This is a genomic window from Klebsiella sp. K-Nf6 (assembly GCF_002806655.1).
Classification (GTDB): domain Bacteria; phylum Pseudomonadota; class Gammaproteobacteria; order Enterobacterales; family Enterobacteriaceae; genus Klebsiella; species Klebsiella variicola.
The window spans coordinates 19,893-41,026 of sequence record NZ_PIBN01000020.1; the positions used below are offsets into that span (position 1 = coordinate 19,893).

26 protein-coding genes are annotated in these 21,134 nt (G+C 54.7%); 18 read left to right on the plus strand and 8 right to left on the minus strand.

Features of this window, described 5'->3' with window-relative positions; all coding sequences use genetic code 11:
• Positions 1–51 precede the first annotated feature (51 nt).
• The 5 genes from CWM61_RS24640 to fabY all read left to right on the plus strand — a co-directional run bounded on the left by CWM61_RS24640 (position 52) and on the right by fabY (position 4,338).
• The gene (locus CWM61_RS24640; protein ID WP_061156266.1) at positions 52–1,314 is read left to right on the plus strand and encodes an MFS transporter; all 1,263 of its coding nucleotides are present in this window, start codon (positions 52–54) and stop codon (positions 1,312–1,314) included.
• 150 nt (positions 1,315–1,464) lie between these two features.
• Entirely contained in the window at positions 1,465–2,064 is a 600-nt protein-coding gene (yihX, locus tag CWM61_RS24645) for a glucose-1-phosphatase (protein ID WP_100632113.1), read from the plus strand.
• On the plus strand, positions 2,058–2,918 hold the full coding sequence (locus CWM61_RS24650; RefSeq protein WP_074387464.1) for a virulence factor BrkB family protein: 861 nt from the start codon (positions 2,058–2,060) through the stop codon (positions 2,916–2,918). Before yihX ends, CWM61_RS24650 begins: the two co-directional genes overlap by 7 nt.
• Positions 2,915–3,352, plus strand: coding sequence for a D-aminoacyl-tRNA deacylase (gene dtd, locus CWM61_RS24655; protein WP_012543288.1), 438 nt, complete (start codon positions 2,915–2,917; stop codon positions 3,350–3,352). The genes CWM61_RS24650 and dtd overlap by 4 nt, the downstream gene beginning before the upstream one ends.
• A 44-nt stretch (positions 3,353–3,396) precedes the next feature.
• Positions 3,397–4,338 (plus strand): fatty acid biosynthesis protein FabY, encoded by a 942-nt coding sequence (gene fabY, locus CWM61_RS24660; RefSeq protein ID WP_165784254.1) that lies wholly within the window; start codon positions 3,397–3,399, stop codon positions 4,336–4,338.
• Positions 4,339–4,352: 14 nt separating this feature from the next.
• Here the strand turns inward: fabY and CWM61_RS24665 are convergent, their stop codons facing one another.
• Positions 4,353–5,270, minus strand: a complete 918-nt coding sequence (locus CWM61_RS24665; protein WP_074387461.1) for an alpha/beta hydrolase — start codon at positions 5,268–5,270, stop codon at positions 4,353–4,355.
• A gap of 204 nt (positions 5,271–5,474) precedes the next feature.
• Here CWM61_RS24665 and CWM61_RS24670 point away from each other — a divergent pair, with 204 nt between their 5' ends.
• Complete coding sequence (locus CWM61_RS24670) at positions 5,475–5,717, plus strand: CopG family transcriptional regulator (RefSeq protein WP_004150355.1); 243 nt, start codon at positions 5,475–5,477, stop codon at positions 5,715–5,717.
• Positions 5,717–6,100, plus strand: coding sequence for a type II toxin-antitoxin system VapC family toxin (locus CWM61_RS24675; protein WP_002882817.1), 384 nt, complete (start codon positions 5,717–5,719; stop codon positions 6,098–6,100). The genes CWM61_RS24670 and CWM61_RS24675 overlap by 1 nt, the downstream gene beginning before the upstream one ends.
• 172 nt (positions 6,101–6,272) lie before the next feature.
• Here the strand turns inward: CWM61_RS24675 and fdhE are convergent, their stop codons facing one another.
• Genes fdhE through fdnG form a run of 4 tightly spaced genes read right to left on the minus strand, consistent with a single transcriptional unit; the run spans position 6,273 to position 11,796 of the window.
• Positions 6,273–7,202 carry a formate dehydrogenase accessory protein FdhE gene (gene fdhE, locus CWM61_RS24680; protein ID WP_004150358.1) on the minus strand — a complete coding sequence of 310 codons (930 nt, stop codon included), beginning with the start codon at positions 7,200–7,202 and terminating at the stop codon, positions 6,273–6,275.
• On the minus strand, positions 7,199–7,834 hold the full coding sequence (fdoI, locus tag CWM61_RS24685; RefSeq protein ID WP_100632114.1) for a formate dehydrogenase cytochrome b556 subunit: 636 nt from the start codon (positions 7,832–7,834) through the stop codon (positions 7,199–7,201). The genes fdhE and fdoI overlap by 4 nt, the downstream gene beginning before the upstream one ends.
• Positions 7,831–8,733, minus strand: a complete 903-nt coding sequence (gene fdxH, locus CWM61_RS24690; RefSeq protein ID WP_002882822.1) for a formate dehydrogenase subunit beta — start codon at positions 8,731–8,733, stop codon at positions 7,831–7,833. Before fdxH ends, fdoI begins: the two co-directional genes overlap by 4 nt.
• 12 nt (positions 8,734–8,745) lie before the next feature.
• Positions 8,746–11,796, minus strand: a complete 3,051-nt coding sequence (gene fdnG, locus CWM61_RS24695) for a formate dehydrogenase-N subunit alpha (protein ID WP_100632115.1) — start codon at positions 11,794–11,796, stop codon at positions 8,746–8,748.
• 156 nt (positions 11,797–11,952) lie between these two features.
• Here fdnG and fdhD point away from each other — a divergent pair, with 156 nt between their 5' ends.
• Positions 11,953–12,789 (plus strand): formate dehydrogenase accessory sulfurtransferase FdhD, encoded by an 837-nt coding sequence (gene fdhD / locus CWM61_RS24705; protein ID WP_100632116.1) that lies wholly within the window; start codon positions 11,953–11,955, stop codon positions 12,787–12,789.
• Between the two features lie 128 nt (positions 12,790–12,917).
• Positions 12,918–13,130, plus strand: a complete 213-nt coding sequence (locus CWM61_RS24710) for a YdgH/BhsA/McbA-like domain containing protein (RefSeq protein WP_004127125.1) — start codon at positions 12,918–12,920, stop codon at positions 13,128–13,130.
• Between the two features lie 27 nt (positions 13,131–13,157).
• On the opposite strand, the gene CWM61_RS29550 is transcribed toward CWM61_RS24710, so the two are convergent.
• Positions 13,158–13,400, minus strand: coding sequence for a hypothetical protein (locus CWM61_RS29550; RefSeq protein ID WP_165785312.1), 243 nt, complete (start codon positions 13,398–13,400; stop codon positions 13,158–13,160).
• A gap of 120 nt (positions 13,401–13,520) precedes the next feature.
• Here CWM61_RS29550 and CWM61_RS24715 point away from each other — a divergent pair, with 120 nt between their 5' ends.
• The 7 genes from CWM61_RS24715 to CWM61_RS24745 are packed head-to-tail and all read left to right on the plus strand — an operon-like array spanning position 13,521 to position 18,381.
• Positions 13,521–14,501 carry a 6-phosphofructokinase gene (locus tag CWM61_RS24715; protein ID WP_061156258.1) on the plus strand — a complete coding sequence of 327 codons (981 nt, stop codon included), beginning with the start codon at positions 13,521–13,523 and terminating at the stop codon, positions 14,499–14,501.
• 11 nt (positions 14,502–14,512) lie between these two features.
• Positions 14,513–14,827 carry a PTS sugar transporter subunit IIB gene (locus CWM61_RS24720; protein WP_061156257.1) on the plus strand — a complete coding sequence of 105 codons (315 nt, stop codon included), beginning with the start codon at positions 14,513–14,515 and terminating at the stop codon, positions 14,825–14,827.
• A complete protein-coding gene (locus CWM61_RS24725; RefSeq protein WP_004203642.1) occupies positions 14,820–16,187 on the plus strand; it encodes a PTS sugar transporter subunit IIC in 1,368 nt (455 codons plus the stop codon). Before CWM61_RS24720 ends, CWM61_RS24725 begins: the two co-directional genes overlap by 8 nt.
• Positions 16,174–17,016, plus strand: coding sequence for a class II fructose-bisphosphate aldolase (locus tag CWM61_RS24730; protein ID WP_100632117.1), 843 nt, complete (start codon positions 16,174–16,176; stop codon positions 17,014–17,016). Before CWM61_RS24725 ends, CWM61_RS24730 begins: the two co-directional genes overlap by 14 nt.
• A 58-nt stretch (positions 17,017–17,074) precedes the next feature.
• Complete coding sequence (locus CWM61_RS24735) at positions 17,075–17,344, plus strand: hypothetical protein (RefSeq protein ID WP_002882858.1); 270 nt, start codon at positions 17,075–17,077, stop codon at positions 17,342–17,344.
• Between the two features lie 9 nt (positions 17,345–17,353).
• Positions 17,354–17,791 (plus strand): PTS sugar transporter subunit IIA, encoded by a 438-nt coding sequence (locus tag CWM61_RS24740; RefSeq protein ID WP_012543282.1) that lies wholly within the window; start codon positions 17,354–17,356, stop codon positions 17,789–17,791.
• On the plus strand, positions 17,788–18,381 hold the full coding sequence (locus CWM61_RS24745; protein ID WP_074387455.1) for an AAA family ATPase: 594 nt from the start codon (positions 17,788–17,790) through the stop codon (positions 18,379–18,381). The genes CWM61_RS24740 and CWM61_RS24745 overlap by 4 nt, the downstream gene beginning before the upstream one ends.
• Here CWM61_RS24745 and CWM61_RS24750 read toward each other — a convergent pair.
• Together CWM61_RS24750 and CWM61_RS24755 are read right to left on the minus strand one after the other, a co-directional pair.
• Entirely contained in the window at positions 18,378–18,701 is a 324-nt protein-coding gene (locus tag CWM61_RS24750) for an AzlD domain-containing protein (protein WP_100632118.1), read from the minus strand. The genes CWM61_RS24745 and CWM61_RS24750 overlap by 4 nt on opposite strands.
• Positions 18,701–19,360, minus strand: a complete 660-nt coding sequence (locus tag CWM61_RS24755; RefSeq protein ID WP_100632119.1) for an AzlC family ABC transporter permease — start codon at positions 19,358–19,360, stop codon at positions 18,701–18,703. Before CWM61_RS24755 ends, CWM61_RS24750 begins: the two co-directional genes overlap by 1 nt.
• 100 nt (positions 19,361–19,460) lie before the next feature.
• Here CWM61_RS24755 and CWM61_RS24760 point away from each other — a divergent pair, with 100 nt between their 5' ends.
• Both CWM61_RS24760 and CWM61_RS24765 read left to right on the plus strand, forming a co-directional pair.
• Positions 19,461–20,009, plus strand: coding sequence for a helix-turn-helix domain-containing protein (locus CWM61_RS24760; RefSeq protein WP_002882865.1), 549 nt, complete (start codon positions 19,461–19,463; stop codon positions 20,007–20,009).
• Between the two features lie 87 nt (positions 20,010–20,096).
• Positions 20,097–21,092 (plus strand): substrate-binding domain-containing protein, encoded by a 996-nt coding sequence (locus tag CWM61_RS24765; protein WP_100632120.1) that lies wholly within the window; start codon positions 20,097–20,099, stop codon positions 21,090–21,092.
• The last annotated feature ends 42 nt before the right edge of the window (positions 21,093–21,134 follow it).

Sequence of the window (21,134 nt, forward strand, 5' to 3'; positions counted from 1 at the left end):
TGGTCTGTTATCTTCCTTAAACCAAATGATGTTAAATCATTAGGGGATCCTATGCTCACAAAAAAGAAATGGGCTATATTCAGTTTATTAACCTTGTGCGGCGGCACCATTTATAAACTGCCCTCACTGAAAGATGCCTTTTATATTCCAATGCAGGACTATTTTCATCTGACTAATGGCCAGATAGGTAATGCCATGTCGGTGAACTCAGTGGTGACCACGATTGGTTTTTTCCTGTCAATTTACTTTGCCGATAAGCTTCCTCGCCGTTACACCATGTCGTTGTCACTGATTGCAACAGGTTTATTAGGGATCTATCTGACGACGATGCCTGGATATTGGGGAATTCTCTTCGTTTGGGCCTTATTTGGCGTTACCTGCGATATGATGAACTGGCCGGTGCTATTAAAGTCGGTAAGTCGGCTGGGCAACAGCGAACAACAGGGGCGGTTATTTGGCTTCTTTGAAACCGGGCGGGGGGTTGTCGACACGATTATTGCCTTCTCTGCTTTAGCTATTTTTACCTGGTTTGGTAGCGGTTTGCTGGGTTTTAAAGCCGGGATCTGGTTCTATGCTCTCATCGTGATTGTTGTCGGGATCATGCTGTTTTTTATGTTGAAAGAAAAGGATGAGGATGCGCCTGAGAAAGCTATCACCGAGAGCGCCACAGAGAAAAGTAGCATCTCTTCGGTATTAAAAGATAAAACCATTTGGCTCATCGCGTTTAACGTCTTCTTCGTTTACGCCGTTTACTGTGGACTCACTTTCTTTATCCCCTTCCTGAAAAATATCTACCTGTTGCCAGTAGCGCTGGTGGGCGCCTACGGCATCATTAATCAGTATTGTTTAAAAATGGTTGGCGGACCGATTGGTGGCCTGATAGCCGATAAAATTCTTAAGTCGCCAAGCAAATATCTCTTTTATACCTTCTGTGTGAGTACCCTGGCCTTAGTGGCGTTAATATTGCTGCCCCATGAAAGTATGCCGGTCTATCTGGGTATGATTTGCACTCTGGGATTTGGTGCAATTGTGTTTACGCAGCGAGCGGTATTCTTTGCCCCGATCGGTGAAGCAAAAATCGCTGAAAACCGGACCGGCGCAGCCATGGCGCTGGGGAGCTTTATCGGTTATGCGCCGGCCATGTTCTGCTACAGCCTGTATGGCTACATTCTTGACCTCAACCCAGGTCTGGCAGGCTACAAGATAGTCTTTGGTATCATGGCGGGCTTTGCGCTCTGTGGCGCGTTCGTCTCGGTCATGTTAGTGAAACGAATTAGCGGTGGCAGGAAAATGCTGCGCGCTGCGACGGAATAACCTCCCGTCTCATTCTGTTTATTCAAAGCCGCGTTATGCGGCTTTGTTCGTCAGTGGCTGGCGGCCCACGCGGTTGTTTCAGGTTTATACATAGTCAAACCTCATCTTTCCCGCTAAAGTTAATTTTCCACGGCGCGGAAGGAGACAAAAATGCTCTATATCTTTGATTTAGGTAATGTGATTGTCGACATTGACTTCAACCGGGTATTGGGAACCTGGAGTGATTTAACCCGCATCCCGCTGGCGACGCTAAAGCAGCATTTCACCATGGGAGAGGCTTTCCACCAGCATGAGCGTGGCGAGATCAGTGATGAAGACTTTGCCGCCGCCATGTGCCATGAAATGAATATGTCCCTCAGTTATGAGCAATTTGCTCACGGCTGGCAGGCGGTATTCGTCGCGCTACGCCCGGAGGTGATTACCATCATGCATAAACTTCGTGCCCAGGGGCATCGGGTGGTGGTGCTCTCCAATACCAACCGTCTTCACACCACGTTCTGGCCTGATGAATACCCGGAAGTGCGCGCTGCCGCCGATCGCATCTATCTGTCACAAGAGATGGGAATGCGTAAGCCTGAAGCGCAAATTTACCAGCGAGTACTGGAAGAAGAGGGATTTTCTGCCGCAGATACGGTCTTTTTTGATGATAACGTCGATAATATAGCAGGGGCTAATCGGTTGGGGATCACCAGTATTCTGGTGACCGGGAAGAAGACCATCCCTGATTATTTCGCGAATCAGCTATGCTAAAAACCGTTCATCAAAAATTACACCACCATACCCGGCCGCTGCTGGCGTGGCTTAAGCTGCTGTGGCGGCGCATTGATGAAGATCATATGACCACCCTGGCGGGAAACCTCGCCTATGTGTCATTACTTTCCCTGGTGCCGCTGATAGCCGTCGTGTTCGCGCTGTTTGCGGCCTTTCCCATGTTTTCCGAAGTCAGTGTGCAGATTCGCCATTTTATCTTCGCCAATTTCATTCCGGCGACGGGCGATGTGATTCAGGGGTATATCGAGCAGTTCGTGGCCAATTCCAGCCGCATGACCGCGGTAGGCGCGTTTGGCCTGATCGTCACTTCGCTGCTGCTGATGTACTCGATCGACAGCGCGCTAAACACCATCTGGCGCAGTACGCGCAGTCGCCCCAAAGTTTACTCCTTTGCCGTTTACTGGATGATCCTGACTCTTGGCCCGCTGCTGGCGGGTGCCAGCCTGGCGATCAGTTCGTATCTGCTGTCGCTGCGCTGGGCGAGCGATCTGGACGGCGTGATTGATAATCTGCTCCGCCTTTTCCCGCTGATCCTTTCCTGGGCGGCATTCTGGCTACTCTACAGTATTGTGCCGACCACCCAGGTGCGTAACCGCGATGCAGTGATCGGAGCGCTGGTGGCGGCGCTGCTGTTCGAGGCTGGTAAGAAAGCCTTTGCCCTCTATATCACCACCTTTCCGTCCTATCAGTTAATTTATGGCGTGATTTCGGTGGTACCGATTTTGTTCGTCTGGGTGTACTGGACCTGGTGTATCGTCTTGCTTGGCGCTGAAATTACTGTCACTCTCGATGAATACCGCAAACTTAAAACAGAAGAAACAGAACAACCATGATTGCATTAATTCAACGCGTATCCCGTGCAAGCGTTACCGTGGAGGATGAAGTGACGGGCGAAATTGGTCCGGGACTTCTGGTGCTGCTGGGGGTCGAAAAAGACGATGATGAACAAAAAGCGAATCGCCTCTGCGAACGCGTGTTGGGCTACCGCATCTTCAGCGATGCGGAGGGGAAAATGAACCTGAATGTTCAGCAGGCGGGCGGCAGCGTGCTGGTGGTTTCGCAATTTACGCTGGCGGCCGATACCGAGCGGGGGATGCGACCGAGTTTCTCGAAAGGCGCTGCCCCTGACCGCGCTGAGGCGCTGTATGAGTATTTCGTCGCCCGCTGTCGCCAGCAGGAAATGAACACCCAGACCGGAAGATTCGCTGCGGATATGCAGGTTTCTTTGGTCAATGATGGTCCCGTGACCTTTTGGTTGCAGGTATGACCCAGCTTCCGGGCAGGCTGCGGGTAACAAAAGAGAGTACGACTATGTATCACCTTCGTGTACCGCAAACAGCAGAAGAGTTAGAGAGCTACTATCAGTTCCGCTGGGAGATGCTGCGTAAGCCGCTGCATCAGCCAAAAGGATCGGAACGTGACGCCTGGGATGCGATGGCGCATCACCAGATGGTGGTGGATGAAGAAGGCAATCTGGTAGCCATCGGCCGGCTATATATCAATGCGGAAAATGAAGCCTCCATTCGCTTTATGGCCGTTCATCCCTCCGTGCAGGATAAAGGGCTGGGGACGCTGATGGCGATGACCCTGGAGTCGGTAGCGCGTCAGGAAGGGGTTAAGCGGGTCACCTGTAGCGCCCGCGAAGATGCGGTGGAGTTTTTCGCCAAGCTGGGCTTTGTGAATCAGGGGGAGATCACTACCCCAACCACCACGCCGATCCGTCATTTTCTGATGATTAAACCGATCGCGTCGCTGGACGATATTTTGCACCGCGGCGACTGGTGCGCACAGCTTCAGCAGGCGTGGTATCAGCATATCCCGCTGAGTGAAAAAATGGGCGTGCGTATTCAGCAGTACACCGGGCAGAAATTTATTACCACCATGCCCGAAGCGGGGAACCAGAATCCGCACCATACGCTGTTTGCCGGTAGCCTGTTTTCGTTAGCGACCCTGACCGGATGGGGGCTTATCTGGCTGATGTTGCGCGAGCGGCATCTGGGAGGCACCATCATTCTGGCGGATGCGCATATTCGTTACAGTCAGCCCATTAGCGGCCGCCCCAGCGCCATCGCCGACCTGGGTTCGCTGAGCGGCGATCTCGACCGTCTGGCGCGTGGGCGTAAGGCCCGCGTGCAAATGCAGGTAGAGCTTTTTGGCGACGAAAAGCAGGGCGCGGTTTTCGAGGGGATCTACATCGTGCTGCCGGCGAAGCCCTTTGGCTCGTATGAAGAGGGCGGCAACGAGGAAGAGTAAGCGCCCTCTGGCCGTTATCGTCCTGGCGATGCCACACGCCAGGCGATATCCCGCATAGCATCACGCGCGGCGTGGCTGACGCCCCCCAGCTGAAAGAAGCCGTGGATCACCCCCAGATAACGCTGACAGGAACTCTCCACCCCTTGCTCCGTCAGCCTTCGGTACAGCACTTCGCCCTCATCGCGTAAAGGATCGAACTCAGCTGTCAGAATATGCACCGGTGGCAGCCCGTTAAAATCTTCTCGCCAGAGTGGACTGGCATCCGGATGGTTTGCCGGCGTCGAGGCGAGGTACATTTCGTAGCCGCTCAGTAGCGTGTCCCGGGTAATCACATAGTCATCGCCATTGCTGAGGTAGCTCGCCATGCTGGCGGTGGGGTCGAGCATTGGATAAATCAGAATCAGTTGTGCAGGATGCCACGCCGCTTTCGCTTTCAGGCGCAGAGCCGTGACCAGGGCGAGATGACCTCCGGCGCTGTCGCCGGCCAGCGTGATGCGCGAGGCATCAACGCCAAGCTGCTTTGCGTGCTGGTGAATAATCGTAGCACCTCGTTCTGCATCATCGTGCGCCGCCGGAAAGGTATGCTCCGGCGCCAGGCGGTACTGCACAGCGATCACCCGGCAACCGCTGAACATGGCTAACTGACGGAGTTGGTTATCGTGGGTGGTAAAGCCGCCGCTGACAAAACAGCCGCCGTGGTAGTAGATAAGTGTGGGTAGCAGGCCGTCGGTAGTGGGCGGTGAAACGACGCGGAAGTGCATACCCTCCAGAGCGATATCCTCCACCCGCACTCGTGCTTCCGTCTCCCCGGCGAGTACCGCACTGGCGATATAGCCGGCCCTCCGATCATCAATATGCTGATCGCGTGATGACGGACGACCTGCCGCAATAAATGCCTCAACCCGCGAAGCAATCCCTTTTTCCAGCGCCATATGAAGTTCCTTGTACTGTTTTAATATCCAGTGTTATAGCCTGGATTATGGCGAAAAGACAGGCCTGTTGAGGTCGCCTGTGCATTATGGAAAGCGGCTCGCAAAAAAGCGTTTACCTGGCAAAATCCTTTTTGTTTCCGATTTCAAAAGCTGTAGATTGCTCATAACTTCATCACTGGTGATATACTTGAGGTATATATGAGCATGATGGCTGAAAGGGATATGGGCAGAATTCTTCTCGATTTATCAGATGATGTCATTCAACGTCTTGATGACCTCAAAGTGCAGCGTAACATTCCGCGAGCGGAACTGTTACGTGAAGCGGTTGAACAATATCTGGAGAAACAAGATCGAGCTAAAGATACCATCTCCAGTGCGCTGGGTCTGTGGCAAGACTGCGAAGAAGACGGCATGGAATATCAACGTCAGCTACGCAAGGAGTGGTAATGACCTCCGGATCTGCGCTTTTTGATACCAATATTCTTATTGATTTATTTAGCGGGCGTCGCGAAGCCAAACAGGCGCTGGAGGCCTGGCCACCGCAGAATGCGATCAGTCTGATTACCTGGATGGAGGTGATGGTTGGCGCTAAAAAATATCACCAGGAGCAGCGCACGCGAATGGCGCTAAGCACCTTTAATATCATTAACATCTCACAGGATATTGCAGAGCGAAGCGTTGCGCTGCGGCAGGAGTATAAGCTTAAGCTGCCGGATGCCATCATTCTGGCGACGGCGCAACTCCATCGTCTGGAACTGATTACGCGGAATACGAAGGATTTTGCCGGTATTCCTGGCGTAGTCACGCCGTACGAAATCCACCCTGAATAATTCGAGTGGCAGGAGGACGACAAGTGAGCGACAAACTCGTCTGAAACGAGTGTGTCCAGCCAAAGGCTGACCTCTGATGACAGTCAGTGGCTCGGGTAGTCATCCTTGCCTACGCTCGTATCGCAAGAAGGAAAACGGGCGACTAGAGCCGCCCGAAATCACACTGCAGAACTTACTCCCCTTCGCCGGGGAACATGAACGGGTTAATTGAGCTTCTGGCGAAGCCTTCCTGTTCCATGCGGGCGTCGAGCACCAGGGACGCCAAATCGTCGGCGACGGCTTCGACTTTCGGATCCTTCTCCTGATACATAATCTTCAGGTAGGTTCCGCAGTCGCCACAGCTTTCGGCTTTCACCGCTGCCTGCTCGTTGTCCAGCGACCAGTAGTGCAGGTCGCGGCTCTGTTCACAGTTGCTGCACTTGACGCGCACCACGTGCCACTCGGTTTCGCACAGGTTGCAGTGCAGATAGCGCAGCCCCTGAGTGGTGCCGATTTGCACGATGCTGGAGACCGGCATCGAGCCGCATACCGGGCAGAACTGACGCTGTTCACCGTATTCGGCGCGCGCTTTACCCGGGATCAGGCTGGCCATCTGCGCCCAGTAGAGTGACAGCGCGGCCCAGATGAACGGCGCTTTATCACTGCTGACGGAGGCGAAGTCGGAAACAAACAGCGCGCTGGCCATCTGCTCCAGCTCCTGCTCAGAGGCTTTTTCCAGATTCTCAATGACCGCCAGCGCCGGGCCGCTCATTTCCGGCTTCAGCTCGGCAATCAGCGAGTGCAGCAGCTTGTGCCAGTGCTTGTCGCGCGGCAGGACGTGGATATCCAGCGGCGGTTTACCCTGTTCGCTGGCCGCTTTAATACGGGCCGTCAGATCCATCTGCAGCGGATGGTCATACAGCACCACTTCCTGGGCATGGGCGATCAGTGCGGCAAAGCGCAGGTAATCACCCAGCGGGTTGTTAGCGGCCAGCTCGCGCAGGCGTTCCGCGCGGCGGTTGTACAGATTTTTCAGCCTGGGGAACAGTAACGGCGGAATTGCTTCCGCCGTGCGTTTCTCGCTCGAACCCAGCTCGTCTTGCGGGATTATGCGAATACTCATTCAGATGACTTTTCCTGTTTCTGGCGGACCTCTCGGTACCAGCGTGGGTGATGTTTCTTCGCCCACGTTTTGGTAACCCAGCCTTCCACCATCGCGGTAATGGTGCCTTTCACCCAGAGGGCGGCGTAGATATGCACCATGATAACCACAATTAACGCCACTGCGGCAAATGAATGCAGCATCAGCGCAAATCGGATCACCGGGATTGAGAAAGCCGGCGCAAAATACGGACGCCAGATGATCACACCGCTCACCAGCAGCAGTACCAGCAAAATAATCGCCGCCCAGAACACGCATTTCTGGCCGAAGTTATAGCGCCCGGTATCGCCTACCTCCTCGTTGACGACGATCTTACGAATATTCTTCGCCCAAAAGATATCATCCCGATTGATTAGGTTGTGGTGCCAGTAACGGAAAAACATGATGATAAACGACGCGAACATCACCACCCCGACGAACGGGTGGAGAATACGCGCCAGCTGCGGCGTACCGAGAATATGCATCAGCCAGTTAAAGGACGGGAAGAAAAAGCCTAACCCGCTTACCGCCGCCAGGATGAAGCAGAAGGCGGTGATCCAGTGGTTGATGCGTTCCGGCGCCGTGTAGCGCACGATGGTGTCACGTCTTTTCATTTGCGCACCTCGTCTTTCTCTTCATGCAGGTTGTCCTCTTCCTCTTCCGCGCGGTTCGGACCGACGCCGACGTAGTGGAAGATACTGGCTGCGAAGGTCGCGGCGAAGCCGACGGCCGCCAGCGGTTTCCAGATGCCTTTCCAGAACTTCACGGTCTGGCTGATCTCCGGGTTTTCCGGCAGGCCATGGTACAGATTCGGCTTGTCGGCATGGTGCAGCACGTACATGACGTGGGTGCCGCCGACGCCGGCCGGATCGTACAGGCCCGCATTGTCATAACCGCGGGTTTTCAGCTCAGCCACGCGTTCGCCGGCCAGCGTTTTCATATCCTCTTTGGAGCCAAAGTGGATTGCGCCGGTCGGGCAGGTTTTCACGCAGGCCGGCTCCTGGCCGACGGTCACGCGGTCTACGCACAGGGTACATTTGTAGACGCGGTTGTCTTCAGGGTTCAGACGCGGTACATCGAACGGACAGCCGGCGATACAGTAGCCGCAGCCGATACACTGCTCGGACTGGAAGTCGACGATACCATTGGCGTACTGAATGATCGCGCCTTCTGACGGGCAGGCCTTCAGGCAGCCCGGATCCGCGCAGTGCATGCAGCCATCTTTACGGATGAGCCATTCCAGCTTGTCGTTTTGCTCCACTTCCGAGAAGCGCATCACCGTCCATGACTTGGCGGTCAGGTCCGCCGGGTTGTCATACACCCCGACGTTGTGACCGACTTCATCACGAATATCGTTCCATTCGGAGCAGGCCACCTGACAGGCTTTGCAGCCGATACAGGTGGTGACGTCGATAAGCTTCGCCACCTCCTGCTGGTGGTCCCGCGCCTGAGGCGCGGGGGTGAAACCGTTAGTCGCGGAACGACGAATAATATCTTGCGATTGATAAGCCATAAGTCGTCTCCGTTACACCTTTTCCACGTTCACGAGGAAAGCTTTGAACTCCGGTGTCTGCGTATTCGCATCACCGACGAACGGCGTCAGGGTATTGGCAATAAAGCCTTTTTTCGCCACGCCCTCATAGCCCCAGTGAATAGGAATGCCGATGGTATCGATGTCCTTACCGTCAACTTTCAGCGTGCGAATACGTTTAGTCACCACCGCCTTGGCTTTGATATAGCCGCGGTTGGAGGAGACCTTGACGGTATCGCCGTGGCCGATGCCAAGCTTATTCGCCAGTTTTTCACCAATCTCCACAAACTGCTCCGGCTGCGCGATGGCGTTAAGCAGCGCGTGTTTAGTCCAGTAGTGGAAGTGCTCGGTCAGGCGGTAAGTGGTGCCGACGTACGGGAACTTATCGGCCTTACCCATCTGCTCGAGATCGCCTTTGAAGACGCGAGCGGCCGGGTTAGAGACCACGTTCGGATGCAGCGGGTTAGTCCCCAGCGGCGTTTCAAACGGCTCGTAGTGTTCCGGGAACGGTCCTTCCGCCATTTTATCAATAGCGAACAGACGGCCCATCCCTTCAGGCTGCATGATAAACGGACCGACGTCACTGCCAGGGGCGGCGGCGCTGTAGTCCGGAATATCCACGCCGCCCCATTTCGCGCCGTCCCACTTCAGCAACTGACGCTTCGCATCCCACGGTTTACCCTGCGGGTCCGCGGAGGCGCGGTTATACAGGATGCGGCGGTTAAGTGGCCATGCCCAGGCCCAGCCCAGCGTGTTGCCGAGGCCTGACGGGTCGGCGTTATCGCGGCGCGCCATCTGGTTGCCGTCCGGCGTCCAGCTACCGGCGAAGATCCAGCAGCCGCTGGAGGTGGTGCCATCATCGCGCAGCTGTGCAAAGGAGCTCAACTGCTGCCCTTTCTTAACGATCACCGCGCCGGTCGCCGGGTCGGTGATATCCGCCAGCGCTTTACCGTTGCTTTCCATCGCCACTTCTTCCGACGCCGGCTCATGCGGCGTGGAGTAGTTCCACGTCATGTTGAGCACCGGCTCCGGCGCTGGTCCGCCCTCTTCGGCATACATCTTACGCAGGCGGGTGAAGATACCGGCGAGTATTTCACCATCGGTAGCCGCGATCCCTGGGGCATCCGCGCCTTTCCAGTGCCACTGCAGCCAGCGGCCGGAGTTGACGATCGACCCGTTTTCTTCGGCGAAGCAGGTGGATGGCAGACGGAACACTTCGGTCTGGATTTTCGACGGGTCAACATCGTTCGACTCACCGTGGTTTTGCCAGAAGGTGGACGTTTCGGTGTTCAACGGGTCGATGGTCACAAGGAATTTCAGCTTCGACAGAGAAGCCACCACCTTGTTTTTGTTCGGGAACGAGGCGACCGGGTTAAAGCCCTGGCAAATATAGCCATTCACTTTGCCCTGATTCATCATCTCGAAATACTGCAGAACGTCGTAGCTCTTATCCCATTTCGGCAGCCAGTCAAAGCCCCAGCTGTTTTCTGCAGTGGCTTTGTCGCCGAAGAAGGCTTTCATCATGGAGACGAAGAACTTCGGATAGTTGCCCCAGTAGTTAACCTGATCTTTCAGCAGCGGCTTCGGCGTGTTAGCCGTCAGGTAGGTCTGCAGGTCGGCCTGTTTTTCATTCGGCAGCGACATGTAGCCCGGCAGGCTGGTGGAGAGCAGGCCGAGGTCGGTCAGACCCTGGATATTGGAGTGACCGCGCAGGGCGTTGACGCCACCGCCTGCCATCCCCATGTTGCCGAGCAGCAGCTGAATCATCGCCATGGTGCGGATGTTCTGCGCGCCGATGGAGTGCTGGGTCCAGCCGAGAGCATACAGGAACGACGCGGTCTTATCCGGCGCGCTGGTTTCGGCAATGTATTCACAGACTTTGAGGAAGTCGGCCTTCGGCGTACCACAGATGTTTTCGACTACATCCGGGGTATAACGAGAAACGTGCTGCTTCAGCAGGTTCCAGACGCAGCGCGGATGTTGCAGCGTGGTATCGCGTTTGGCGAAGCCGTTCTCATCCAGCTCATAGTTCCAGCTGGTTTTGTCGTACTGGCGTTTTTCTGCGTTATAGCCGCTGAACAGACCGTCGTCGAAGCTATAGTCCTCACGCACGATCAGGCTGGCGTTGGTGTAGGCTTCGGTGTATTCGCGGTTGAATTTTTCGTTATTCAGCAGGTACAGGATCACGCCCGACAGGAAGGTAATGTCGGTACCGGAACGAATCGGGGTATAGAAATCTGCCACCGACGCCGTACGCGTAAAGCGCGGATCGATAACGATGAGCTTGGCGCCGTTATGAATTTTGGCTTCCATCGCCCAGCGGAACCCCACCGGATGCGCTTCTGCGGCGTTACCGCCCATCACCACGATCAGGTTGGCGTTCTTAATATCCACCCAGTGGTTGGTCATCGCACCGCGACCAAATGTTGGAGCAAGACTTGCTACCGTTGGTCCGTGTCAGACACGCGCCTGGTTATCCACCGCCAGCATCCCGAGGGCGCGGGTGAATTTTTGCGTTAAATAGCCGGTTTCGTTACTGGAGGCGGAGGCGCACAGCATCCCGGTGGTCAACCAGCGGTTGACGGTGGTGCCTGCGTCGTTTTGCGCGATAAAGTTGGCGTCGCGGTCCTCTTTCATCAGCTTGGCGATGCGATCAAACGCTTCGTCCCAGCTGATTTGCTGCCATTTATCGGAACCTGGCGCGCGATATTCCGGGAATTTCAGGCGGCTTTCAGAATGGATAAAGTCCACCAGACCGGCCCCTTTCGGGCAGAGCGCACCACGGTTAACCGGATGATCCGGATCGCCTTCGATATGGAAAATGGATGCTTTGGCGTTTTTTGCGCCGTCGCCGAGGCTATACATCAACAGCCCACAGCCAACGGAACAGTATGTACAGGTATTACGGGTTTCGCGCGTGCGCAGCAACTTGTACTGCCGTGTCTCCGCGAGCGCAGTTGCCGGGGCAAAGCCCAGCGCTGCTGCCGTGGTTCCCGCCATACCGCCAGCGCAGATCTTAAAGAACTGCCTTCTGCTGACCTGCATGGTTCGCTCCTTGTTTCGACATTGTCACATGTAGTTATTTACTTTGCGGTGAAGGCCGCAAAGGTTCAGAATTAGGGCTAATTTCCCTCATTCCTGAAGGGATAAAAACAGAATACCACATTGTGTGTATGCCTGTTCCAATACGGTTAAAGCAAAGTGAACAAGAAGCCTCTCGAACAAATCAAAAATGTGACGAATGTCACAGGATATCGCCAGGTCTCACTCTGGAAGCGCGAGGATCTGCAACACCCTCAGCCAGACGAGTTAGCCGAAGAAATTCCCGTCGCGCTGGTCTACAACGGTATCTCCCATGTGGTGATGATGGCTACGCCGAAAGACCTGGAGCAATTCGCCGTCGGCTTTTCCTTATCCGAAGGGATTATCGAGCATCGCCGGGAGATTTTCGGCATGGACGTGGTTTCAGTATGCAATGGCCTTGAGGTACAGATTGAGCTCTCCAGCCGACGTTTTATGGGGCTCAAAGCCCGGCGTCGCGCGCTGGCCGGGCGTACCGGCTGCGGTGTGTGTGGCGTCGAGCAGCTCAACGATATTGGTAAGCCGGTACAACCGCTGCCGTTCACCCAGACGTTCGATCTAGCCAACCTCGACCACGCCCTGGCGCATCTTAACGACTTTCAACCGGTTGGCCGGCTCACCGGCTGCACCCATGCAGCCGCCTGGGTCCGGACGGCTGGTGAGCTGGCGGGCGGTTTTGAAGACGTTGGCCGGCATGTCGCCCTGGATAAATTGCTGGGCCAGCGCGCGGAAATTGGCGAGGACTGGCAGCATGGCGCCGCGCTGGTCTCCAGCCGCGCCAGCTATGAAATGGTGCAGAAGGCCGCGATGTGCGGCGTCGAGATCCTGTTCGCAGTCTCGGCGGCCACTACCTTAGCGGTGGAAGTGGCCGAGCGCTGCAATCTGACGTTGGTGGGTTTTTGCAAGCCGGGCAGGGCGACAGTCTACACTCATCCGCAGCGTTTAATTGCGGGCTAAATATCGATCAATAAATTTGAACAATGACAGCAAATCCTTCCGCTTTTTGTTTAGCGATGTGCGGACTACTATTTAACACATCAAGGCACAACGCCTTATCTAAACAACTAAATGAAAGGGTTTATATCATGAAAAGCATCAAAACTTTTGTCGCAGTAATCGCACTGGCCGCTTCTTTTGGTTCCTTCGCTGCTGAAACCGTGACCGCAACCGCCGCAACGATGGATGGTGCGGAAGCGAAAATCGCTGCTCAGGCGCAGGCTGCTGGCGCTTCGTCTTACAAAATTACCGAAGCCTTTACCGGCAACCGCGTGCATATGACTGCAGAACTGAACAAATAAGCATAAAGTTACTGTCGAAAGAGCGCCTTAGGGCGCTTTTTTTTCGCTTCCCGCATCTGCGATATTACCGATATTTCCCTCTGCTACGAAAAAAATGTGGTAGTAATCACGTTTCCGCTCTTTTCTTAAATCCCCATATTTACGGCAAAGGAACGGTCTGCGCGCCTGAATATCTCGATATTTTAACGCTATGAAATATAAAGATATTAAAAACAGAAAGCGATGGAGATCACCTTCTTTAAATGAGATGTTTATCACAAAAATAATCATGTCGCTGCTACTGTCAACTATTCACTGACGTAATTTAATACGCATTATGTGATCTTCATTGCAAATAGAAGGCTTGTACTCAGGGAAAAATGTTGTCAGGCAAATGAGCGAGGAAGCGTCATGAAAATTGGCATCGTTATTAGCGGCGGGGATGTTTCGGGAATGAATAATTTTATATTCCAGATTGCCAGACAGGCTAATGCCGATATCACGCTGTTTAATGGCGGTATTCCAGGACTACTGGAGAAAAGTCATCAGGATATGGCGTGGCGCGATCTGGTTGATTTCTCCATTACCGCAGTGCCAATCATTACCTCGGGGCGAACCAGTCGCAAACTGCAGCGTAGTGAATATGAAAGCATTGCTAAAAAACTTAAATCGCTGCGTATTGATGTGCTCATTATGGCCGGGGGGGATGGCAGCCTGCAGTTTCTGAATACCCTTAGTGAATTTGAGATTAATTGCTTTGGTGTGGGGATGACGATCGATAATGATGTGTATGGCAGTGATTATACGATTGGTTTTTCCACGGCCTGTGAGCAAATTATTAAAGAAGTCTCCCGTTTAAGAAATACCGGAAGAGCGCTGCCGGGTCGGGTTTTTATGGTTGAGATATTAGGAGGCTATTGTGGAGAACTAACGTTACAGTCCGCCATTAAATGTAATGCTGATATTGCTCTGATCCCCGAGGCACAGATGCCGCTTGCCATACTCGCGGAACGGATTACCCGGAAGCTGAGCACGCAAAATAGCGTCGTGATCCTCTGCTCAGAAGGCTATACCAAAGAGTACTCTCCCGGCTTTCAGGGGGCGATTGATACCATGATTAAACAGCTGGAACCACAAATAGGTGTCCGTATCCGTAAAACGATCGTCGGCTATGGCTTACGCAGCGGTGATCCAACCTGTGAAGAGATTTATCAGGGTACCATTATGGCCAGTGAAGTGGTTCGCTGTATTCAGTCAGGTATGAAAAATAAAGCCATAATAATTAATTCCAGTAACAAACCTATTCCGATTGATTTAGTCAGTATGAAAAAACGTCTGGTCGATACTGAAGGACATCATTATAAACTTGCCAAGCAACTCAATATTATTTGAGGAGACCCTCCATGCTGAAAATTTTATGCGTATGTGGCTGCGGCCTCGGTTCAAGCTTTGCCATTGAAATGACGGCGAAGGCAGTTTTAAAGAAGCTGGAAATTCCCGCTCATATTGAACACACCACCGTGTCCGAAGCCGGAGCTTTTAAATCGGATATGATTCTGACGCAAAAAACTTTTGCCGACATCTTAACCGCCGATGCCAGTGAAGAAGATATTAAACGTGTCGTGGTGTTGAATAAGCTTACTGATAAAGAGGAGATTGAAACCAAGATCGTCGCATTCTTAAAAGAACGTCATCTGAAGGTGGCTGATTATGAATAGCTTCGTTGCGTTTATCGTTAAGGATTTACTCGGTCAGGCATCCATCCTTATTGCTTTTATTGCCATGCTTGGCCTGATCCTGCAAAAGAAATCGCCAGGCAAAACCGCGGAAGGAACATTTAAAACGCTACTCGGTTTCTTAATTATGATGGCCGGGATAAACATCATTGTCGCTACGCTGACCTTCCTGAACGATATCTTCACCCAGGGGTTTGGCATGAAAGGCTACATTACCGATGTGGCCGCCATCGCCGGGTTAGCGAACCGTGAATTAGGTTCGGAGGTGGCGCTGACGCTGCTGGTGATCTTTGCCGTCAATATTATTATCGCCCGTCTGACGCCGCTAAAATATATTTTCCTGACCGGCCAGGCGCTGCTGTGGATGGCGACAATTGGGGCTGTGATTGGCTATAAGTCCGGGCTCACCGGCGTACCGCTGATTTTAACCGGGGGCATCTTCGGCGGGGTGATGGCGGTCTTGATGCCGGCCCTGGCGCAGCCGGTGGTCAGGCGCATTACCGGGTCTGACGACGTGGCCCTGGGGCACTTCTGTACCATCGGTTATCTGGTGCAGGCTGCGGTCGCTAAGGTCGTCGGTAAAGGTTCTCGTTCCACGGAAGATCTCGAGCTGCCTGATAACTTTAAGTTTCTGCAGGATACCTATCTGGCCATGGCGGTGGTGATGGTGCCGATGTATCTCATCCCGGCTATCGCGGCGGGGCCGCAGTACATCGCGCAGTTCTCCGGCGGCATTAATTATCTGATGTATGCCTTCATGCAGTCCATTCAGTTTGTCGCCGGGGTCTTTGTCCTCTATAGCGGCGTGCGTTTATTACTCAATGAGCTGGTGCCGGCTTTTCGCGGTATCGCGATGCGTATTGTCCCGGATGCGAAGCCTGCTCTCGATTGCCCGGTGCTGTTTCCCTATGCGCCGAATGCGGTGATTGTCGGATTTCTGGCGACGACTGTCGGCTCGATTATCGGCATGCTGGTTTTCCCGATGTTCGGCCTGGCGATGATCCTCCCCGGGCTGTTAACCAACTTTTTCGCCGGCGGCACGGCAGGGGTATTTGGCAATGCGCTGGGCGGACGTCGCGGGGCGATGATCGGCGGGGTTATCCACGGTCTGTTTATCACTTTTCTGCCGGCCATTCTGGTGCCCATGCTGGAGAGCTACGGCTTTACGGGCGTCACCTTCAGCGATTCTGACGTCATCAGTTCCGGTCTGGTATTAGGCCACGCCTTCCAGAATAACTGGCTCTTTGTCGCCTTGTTTATTGTGTTTGTCGCCGCACTGGCATGGTTTGTAAACGGTAAATCCGCTAAGCCGAAAGGGGAAAATGTTCATGAGTCTGTATAATTTTAATGAGATTTTAAACATCGCTCAGGAAAGAAATTTTAAAGCGATTGGTTCGTTTAACTTGCACTGTATAGAGATGTTACCGGCTTTTTTCAAAGCCGCGCAAAACAGCCACAGTCCGTTAATGATCCAAATTTCAACCGGTACCGCAGAGTATCTGGGGTATCGGTTACTGGTCGATGCCGTGTGTTCATTAGCAGACAGTGAAAATATCCCGACCTGCCTGCATCTCGATCATTGCTCCGATATTAAGGCCATCGAGACGGCAATGAATGCGGGTTTTTCGTCGGTGATGTACGACGGCTCTCACTTAAGCCTCGAGGAAAATATCGGCAATACGCGAATTGTGGTGGAGATGGCCCGCCCGCGCAATATTACGGTAGAAGGCGAGCTGGGGGCGATCGGCGGGTCAGAGGATGGAAAAGCGGTGGCTGCCGAAGATATCTGTTTTACTACCGTCGACGACGCGAAACGTTTTGTGGAGGAGACGCAGGTCGATATGTTGGCCGTCTCCGTGGGCACTGTGCATGGCCTGTACACCGGTAAAGCGCAGATACAGCATGCGCGGCTGAAGGCGATAAGCGAAGCGACGGGCGTGCCGCTGGTGCTGCATGGCGGCACAGGCGTTAGTGACGACGATATGCGGCTGGCCGTCACTGAAGGAATTAATAAAGTGAACGTCGGAACGGAAATGAACGTGCAGTGGGTCGACCGCTGTAAATCAACGTTCGAGAAAGGAAAAGTAAATGACAGCGTACGGAAATTTTTAATTCCTGCCAACCAGGCAGTGACTGCCGTATTAATGGAAAAAATGGCGCTATTTAAATAGCGTTTTTACCGACACATATCTTTTGTTGCCCTGTCTTCCGCCAGGGAGGGAGCTTGCTATGTTTGAATCATTGAAAACGCTGTGGAAAAAAGAGCAGAACCCGCTGCAGGATTATGATCAACAGTCCCGTCAGCTGGCGGAAGAGATCGCCAGACTGGAAGGCGAATTACAGCGCCAGCCCGATAATAGCGACGTGCAAAAAACATTGATGTTGACTTACAACCGGGCACTATCGGTATATGCCAAAAGTAAGAGCCACCGGCAGGATATCGATGCGCTGTTTCTGCAGATTGATAATTTACGCAATATTATTCGCCGCAATATTTAGGAACAGAGAATGACCATAAAAGAACTGCTTATTGAGGCCGATGCTATTCAGGTTGGCGTAGTGGAGTCCGACTGGCAGCGGGTAATAAAGTTGGCTGCCCGCCCGCTGGAGGCGAAAGGGTTTATTTCGGCGGAATATAGCCAGGCGGTGATCGACAATACCTTGAATCATGGCGCTTATTACGTTTTTGATGAAGGGATTGCCATCCCCCATGCCCGCCCCGAGTGCGGCGTCAGGCGAAACTGCTTTAGCCTGGTGGTGCTGGAAAAGCCCATCCCGTTTGCGGACAGTGAAAAGGCGGATATTGTCATTATGTTTGGCGCCCGGGACAGCAATGCGCATATCGAGGAGGGCATCCGTTCCATCGTCGCGCTGCTGGATAACAATGACACCATGGCCAAACTGCGGACGGCCCGCAGCCGGGAGGAGGTCGTCGCATTACTATGAACAGACATCTGACCCCCGGCTGCAAAACGGCCATTTTAATCAACGGCATTCCGGCGTCGGGGAAGAGCACCATCACCCGTTTGCTGGCGGAGACCTTTAGCCTGCCGGTGTTGACGATCGACGGCATCAAAGAGCCGTTTATGGCGCGCCTGGCCCCCGTCGACCGGCCACTGAATCGCGAGCTGGGCTGTGCGGCGTATGAGGTGATCTGGTCGATTGTCGGCGCGTCGCCTGCCAGTATGGTCTGGTTGATCGACGCCTGGTTCGGTTTTCAGCCCCGTGAAACTTTGCAGCAACTGTTACAGCTGGCGGGCGTGGAGCAGGTGCTTGAGATCTGGAACCATATCTCCCCGGAGATGGCCGTCGAGCGCTATGCCTCGCGGCTGGCGATGCGGCCGCCGGGCCACCCCGGAGAAGAGTATCTGCCGGAGCTGGCCCAGCTGGCCGGGCGTGCGCAGCCCATGGCGTTAGGGCCCGTACTGACGATAGACCAGCGGTACCCGCTGGAGATAAAACCGGTTATTCACTGGCTTGAAGGCGCGATCGCTGGAAAGCACGCCGGTTTGGCGGATTACGCTTACCCGTCCTAGGACATACCCGCCAGACGCAGCAGCGCCGTCACCACGGCGGCGGCGATAATCACGCCGATCAGCGGGACCTTGCGCCAGGCGAGGAACACGGCGAAAGCAACGCCCAGAACGCGCGCCATGCCGGCGAAATGCGCGCCTTCATAGAAGGTGGTGGCCAGGGCGACGGAAAAAAGCAGCACCGTCGCCGCATCGGAAAGCAGCGCCTGCGAGCGCTCGGAAAACGCCAGCCGATTGCCGAGCTTCGTGCCGCCGAGACGCATCAGATAGGTTCCCAGCGACAGGATGGCGATACCGGCGATAAACAGCGTCATATTGCCCATTATTTTTTCCTCGACAGTAAACCAAACAGCGAAAGCAGCACCGGCAGCCCGGTGGGCACAAACGGCACGGCGGCAAGCGCCAGCGCGGCGCCGCTGGCGGCGCGGATCAGCGTAGTGCGGTTTTTAAAGGCCGGGATCACCAGCGCCAGCAGGATCGCCGGGAAGACCGCATCAAGCCCGATGGTTTCCGGCGCCGGCAGCAGTTTTCCGACGGCCGCACCGGTTAGCGTGCCGAGGGGCCAGATCAGCGCGACGCCGGCGCCGCACAGCCAATAGGCCGCTTTGCGCTGCGCGGGGGTGGGCTGTGACAAGCCAAAGACCACGCTCTCGTCGTTCATAATGTGGCACCCGATAAAGCTTAAGGCGCGCCGACCAACCAGTTCGCGTACGGTCACCCCGAACGGGATATGGCGCGCGTTGACTAACAGGCCGGCGGCAGCGGCGGCCAGTGGGCTACCGCCGCTGGCGACAATGCCGATAAACATGAATTCAGAAGCGCCTGCCAGCACGGACATCGAAAGCAAGAGCGGCACCCATAAGGGGAAGCCGTAAGCCACCGCCAGTGACCCATAGGACATGCCCACCACCCCGACGGCAAGGCAGACCAAAACGATCGCTTTTATCGTGTCTCCGCTGAGACTGGAGAGAGTTTGTTTCATATCACTTAGCCATATCGAACGAATTTCCATTATAATGAACACATAATGATCGTTTTTCAAGGCGAACGAATCGTTCGATATAAAAAACAAAGGGGCGGGTATGACACAGCCAATCAGCGTTATCGCCAAAAGCCTGGTGCGGGAGCGGGCGCGGACCGGTCTCTCGCTGGCGGAAGTCGCGCGTCGGGCGGGTATTGCAAAATCCACGCTATCGCAACTGGAGTCCGGCAACGGCAATCCGAGTCTGGAAACGCTGTGGTCGCTCTGTGTGGCGCTGGATATCCCGTTTGCCCGCCTGCTTGAGCCGCAGGTGAACAAAACGCAGGTGATCCGCCGCGGAGAGGGGACAAAAGTGGTGGCGGAGCAGGCGAACTATCAGGCCATTTTGCTGGCCGCTTGTCCACCCGGCGCGCGTCGGGACATCTATTTACTGTTAACCCAGCCCGGCGCCGATCGTATTTCGCATCCGCATCCGCCAGGCTCGGTGGAACATATTATCGTTACCCAGGGGCGGGCGCGGGTAGGGCTGACGTCGGCGCCGGAAGAACTGGGCGAGGGCGACTATATCTGTTACCCGGCGGATCAGGAGCATGTTTTTCAGGCGCTGGAGCCGGATACGCAGGCCCTGCTGATCGCTGAGCAAAACTGACATCGCGTCGGCGGGGGACGCGCGCTCGCTGGACGTCATAGCCATATTGCGGGAAACTAGCTTTCCTATGCGAAAACAGGGATTTTTATGTCGCTGAAAGCCATTGCCAAACAACTTGGGATCTCCGTCACGACCGTCAGCCGGGCGTTGAACGGCTATGACGATGTGTCACAGGAGACCCGCGCCCGGGTTGAGGCTGAAGCGCAGCGCCGGGGCTATCGCCCCAACACTTTCGCCCGCCGTCTGAAAATGGGCACCATTGATGCCGTTGGTCTTGTCTTTCCTGTCCGCCCCGTGCCGCTCAACAATAACGTTTTTCTTGAGATGGTTGGGGAGATCAGCCATGAGCTGGCGCGCCATGACATTGATTTGTTGCTGATCGCCGATGATGAACAGGCGGATAAACATGGCTATATGCGCATGGTGCAGGGCCGTCGCGTCGACGCTTTAATCGTGGCCCATACCCTGGATGACGATCCGCGGCTGGCGCAGCTGCAGGCCTCTGGCTTTCCGTTTCTGGCGCTCGGCCGTAGCCGCCTGGCGCAGCCCTACGCCTGGTTTGATTTCGATAACTATGCCGGCACCTGCCGCGCCACCCGCCATCTGATTCAACAGGGCCACCAGCGTATCGCTCTGCTGGGTGAGAACAACAATCAGGCGTTTATTTTGCAACGGCGTAACGGCTATCTCGATGCTCTGCGCGAGGCGGGGTTATCCGATGCATGGCTGCGTAGCGTGCCGGCGACGCGCCGAGGCGGCTATCAGGCCACGCTGGAGTTGCTGCGCCTGCCGGAGCCGCCCACCGCGATTATTACCGACTGCAATACTCATGGCGATGGCGCCGCCATGGCGCTCGCCCATCTGGGCCGTTTAACCGGCGACAACCGCATCGCCCTGGTGGTGTATGACGGACTGCCGCAGGACAGCATCATAGAGACCGATGTCGCCGCGGTGATCCAGTCCACGCGCCAGGGCGTGGGGCGGCAGATTGCCGATATGGTGCGCCGCTTAATCGCCGGGGAAGATCTCGCCACGCTGCAGGTACTATGGCAGCCGGAATTTTTCCCGGGTGAAACTGCCTGACCTGACCCTTTTTCATCCGTAATTCTGAAGCCGATCACGGAT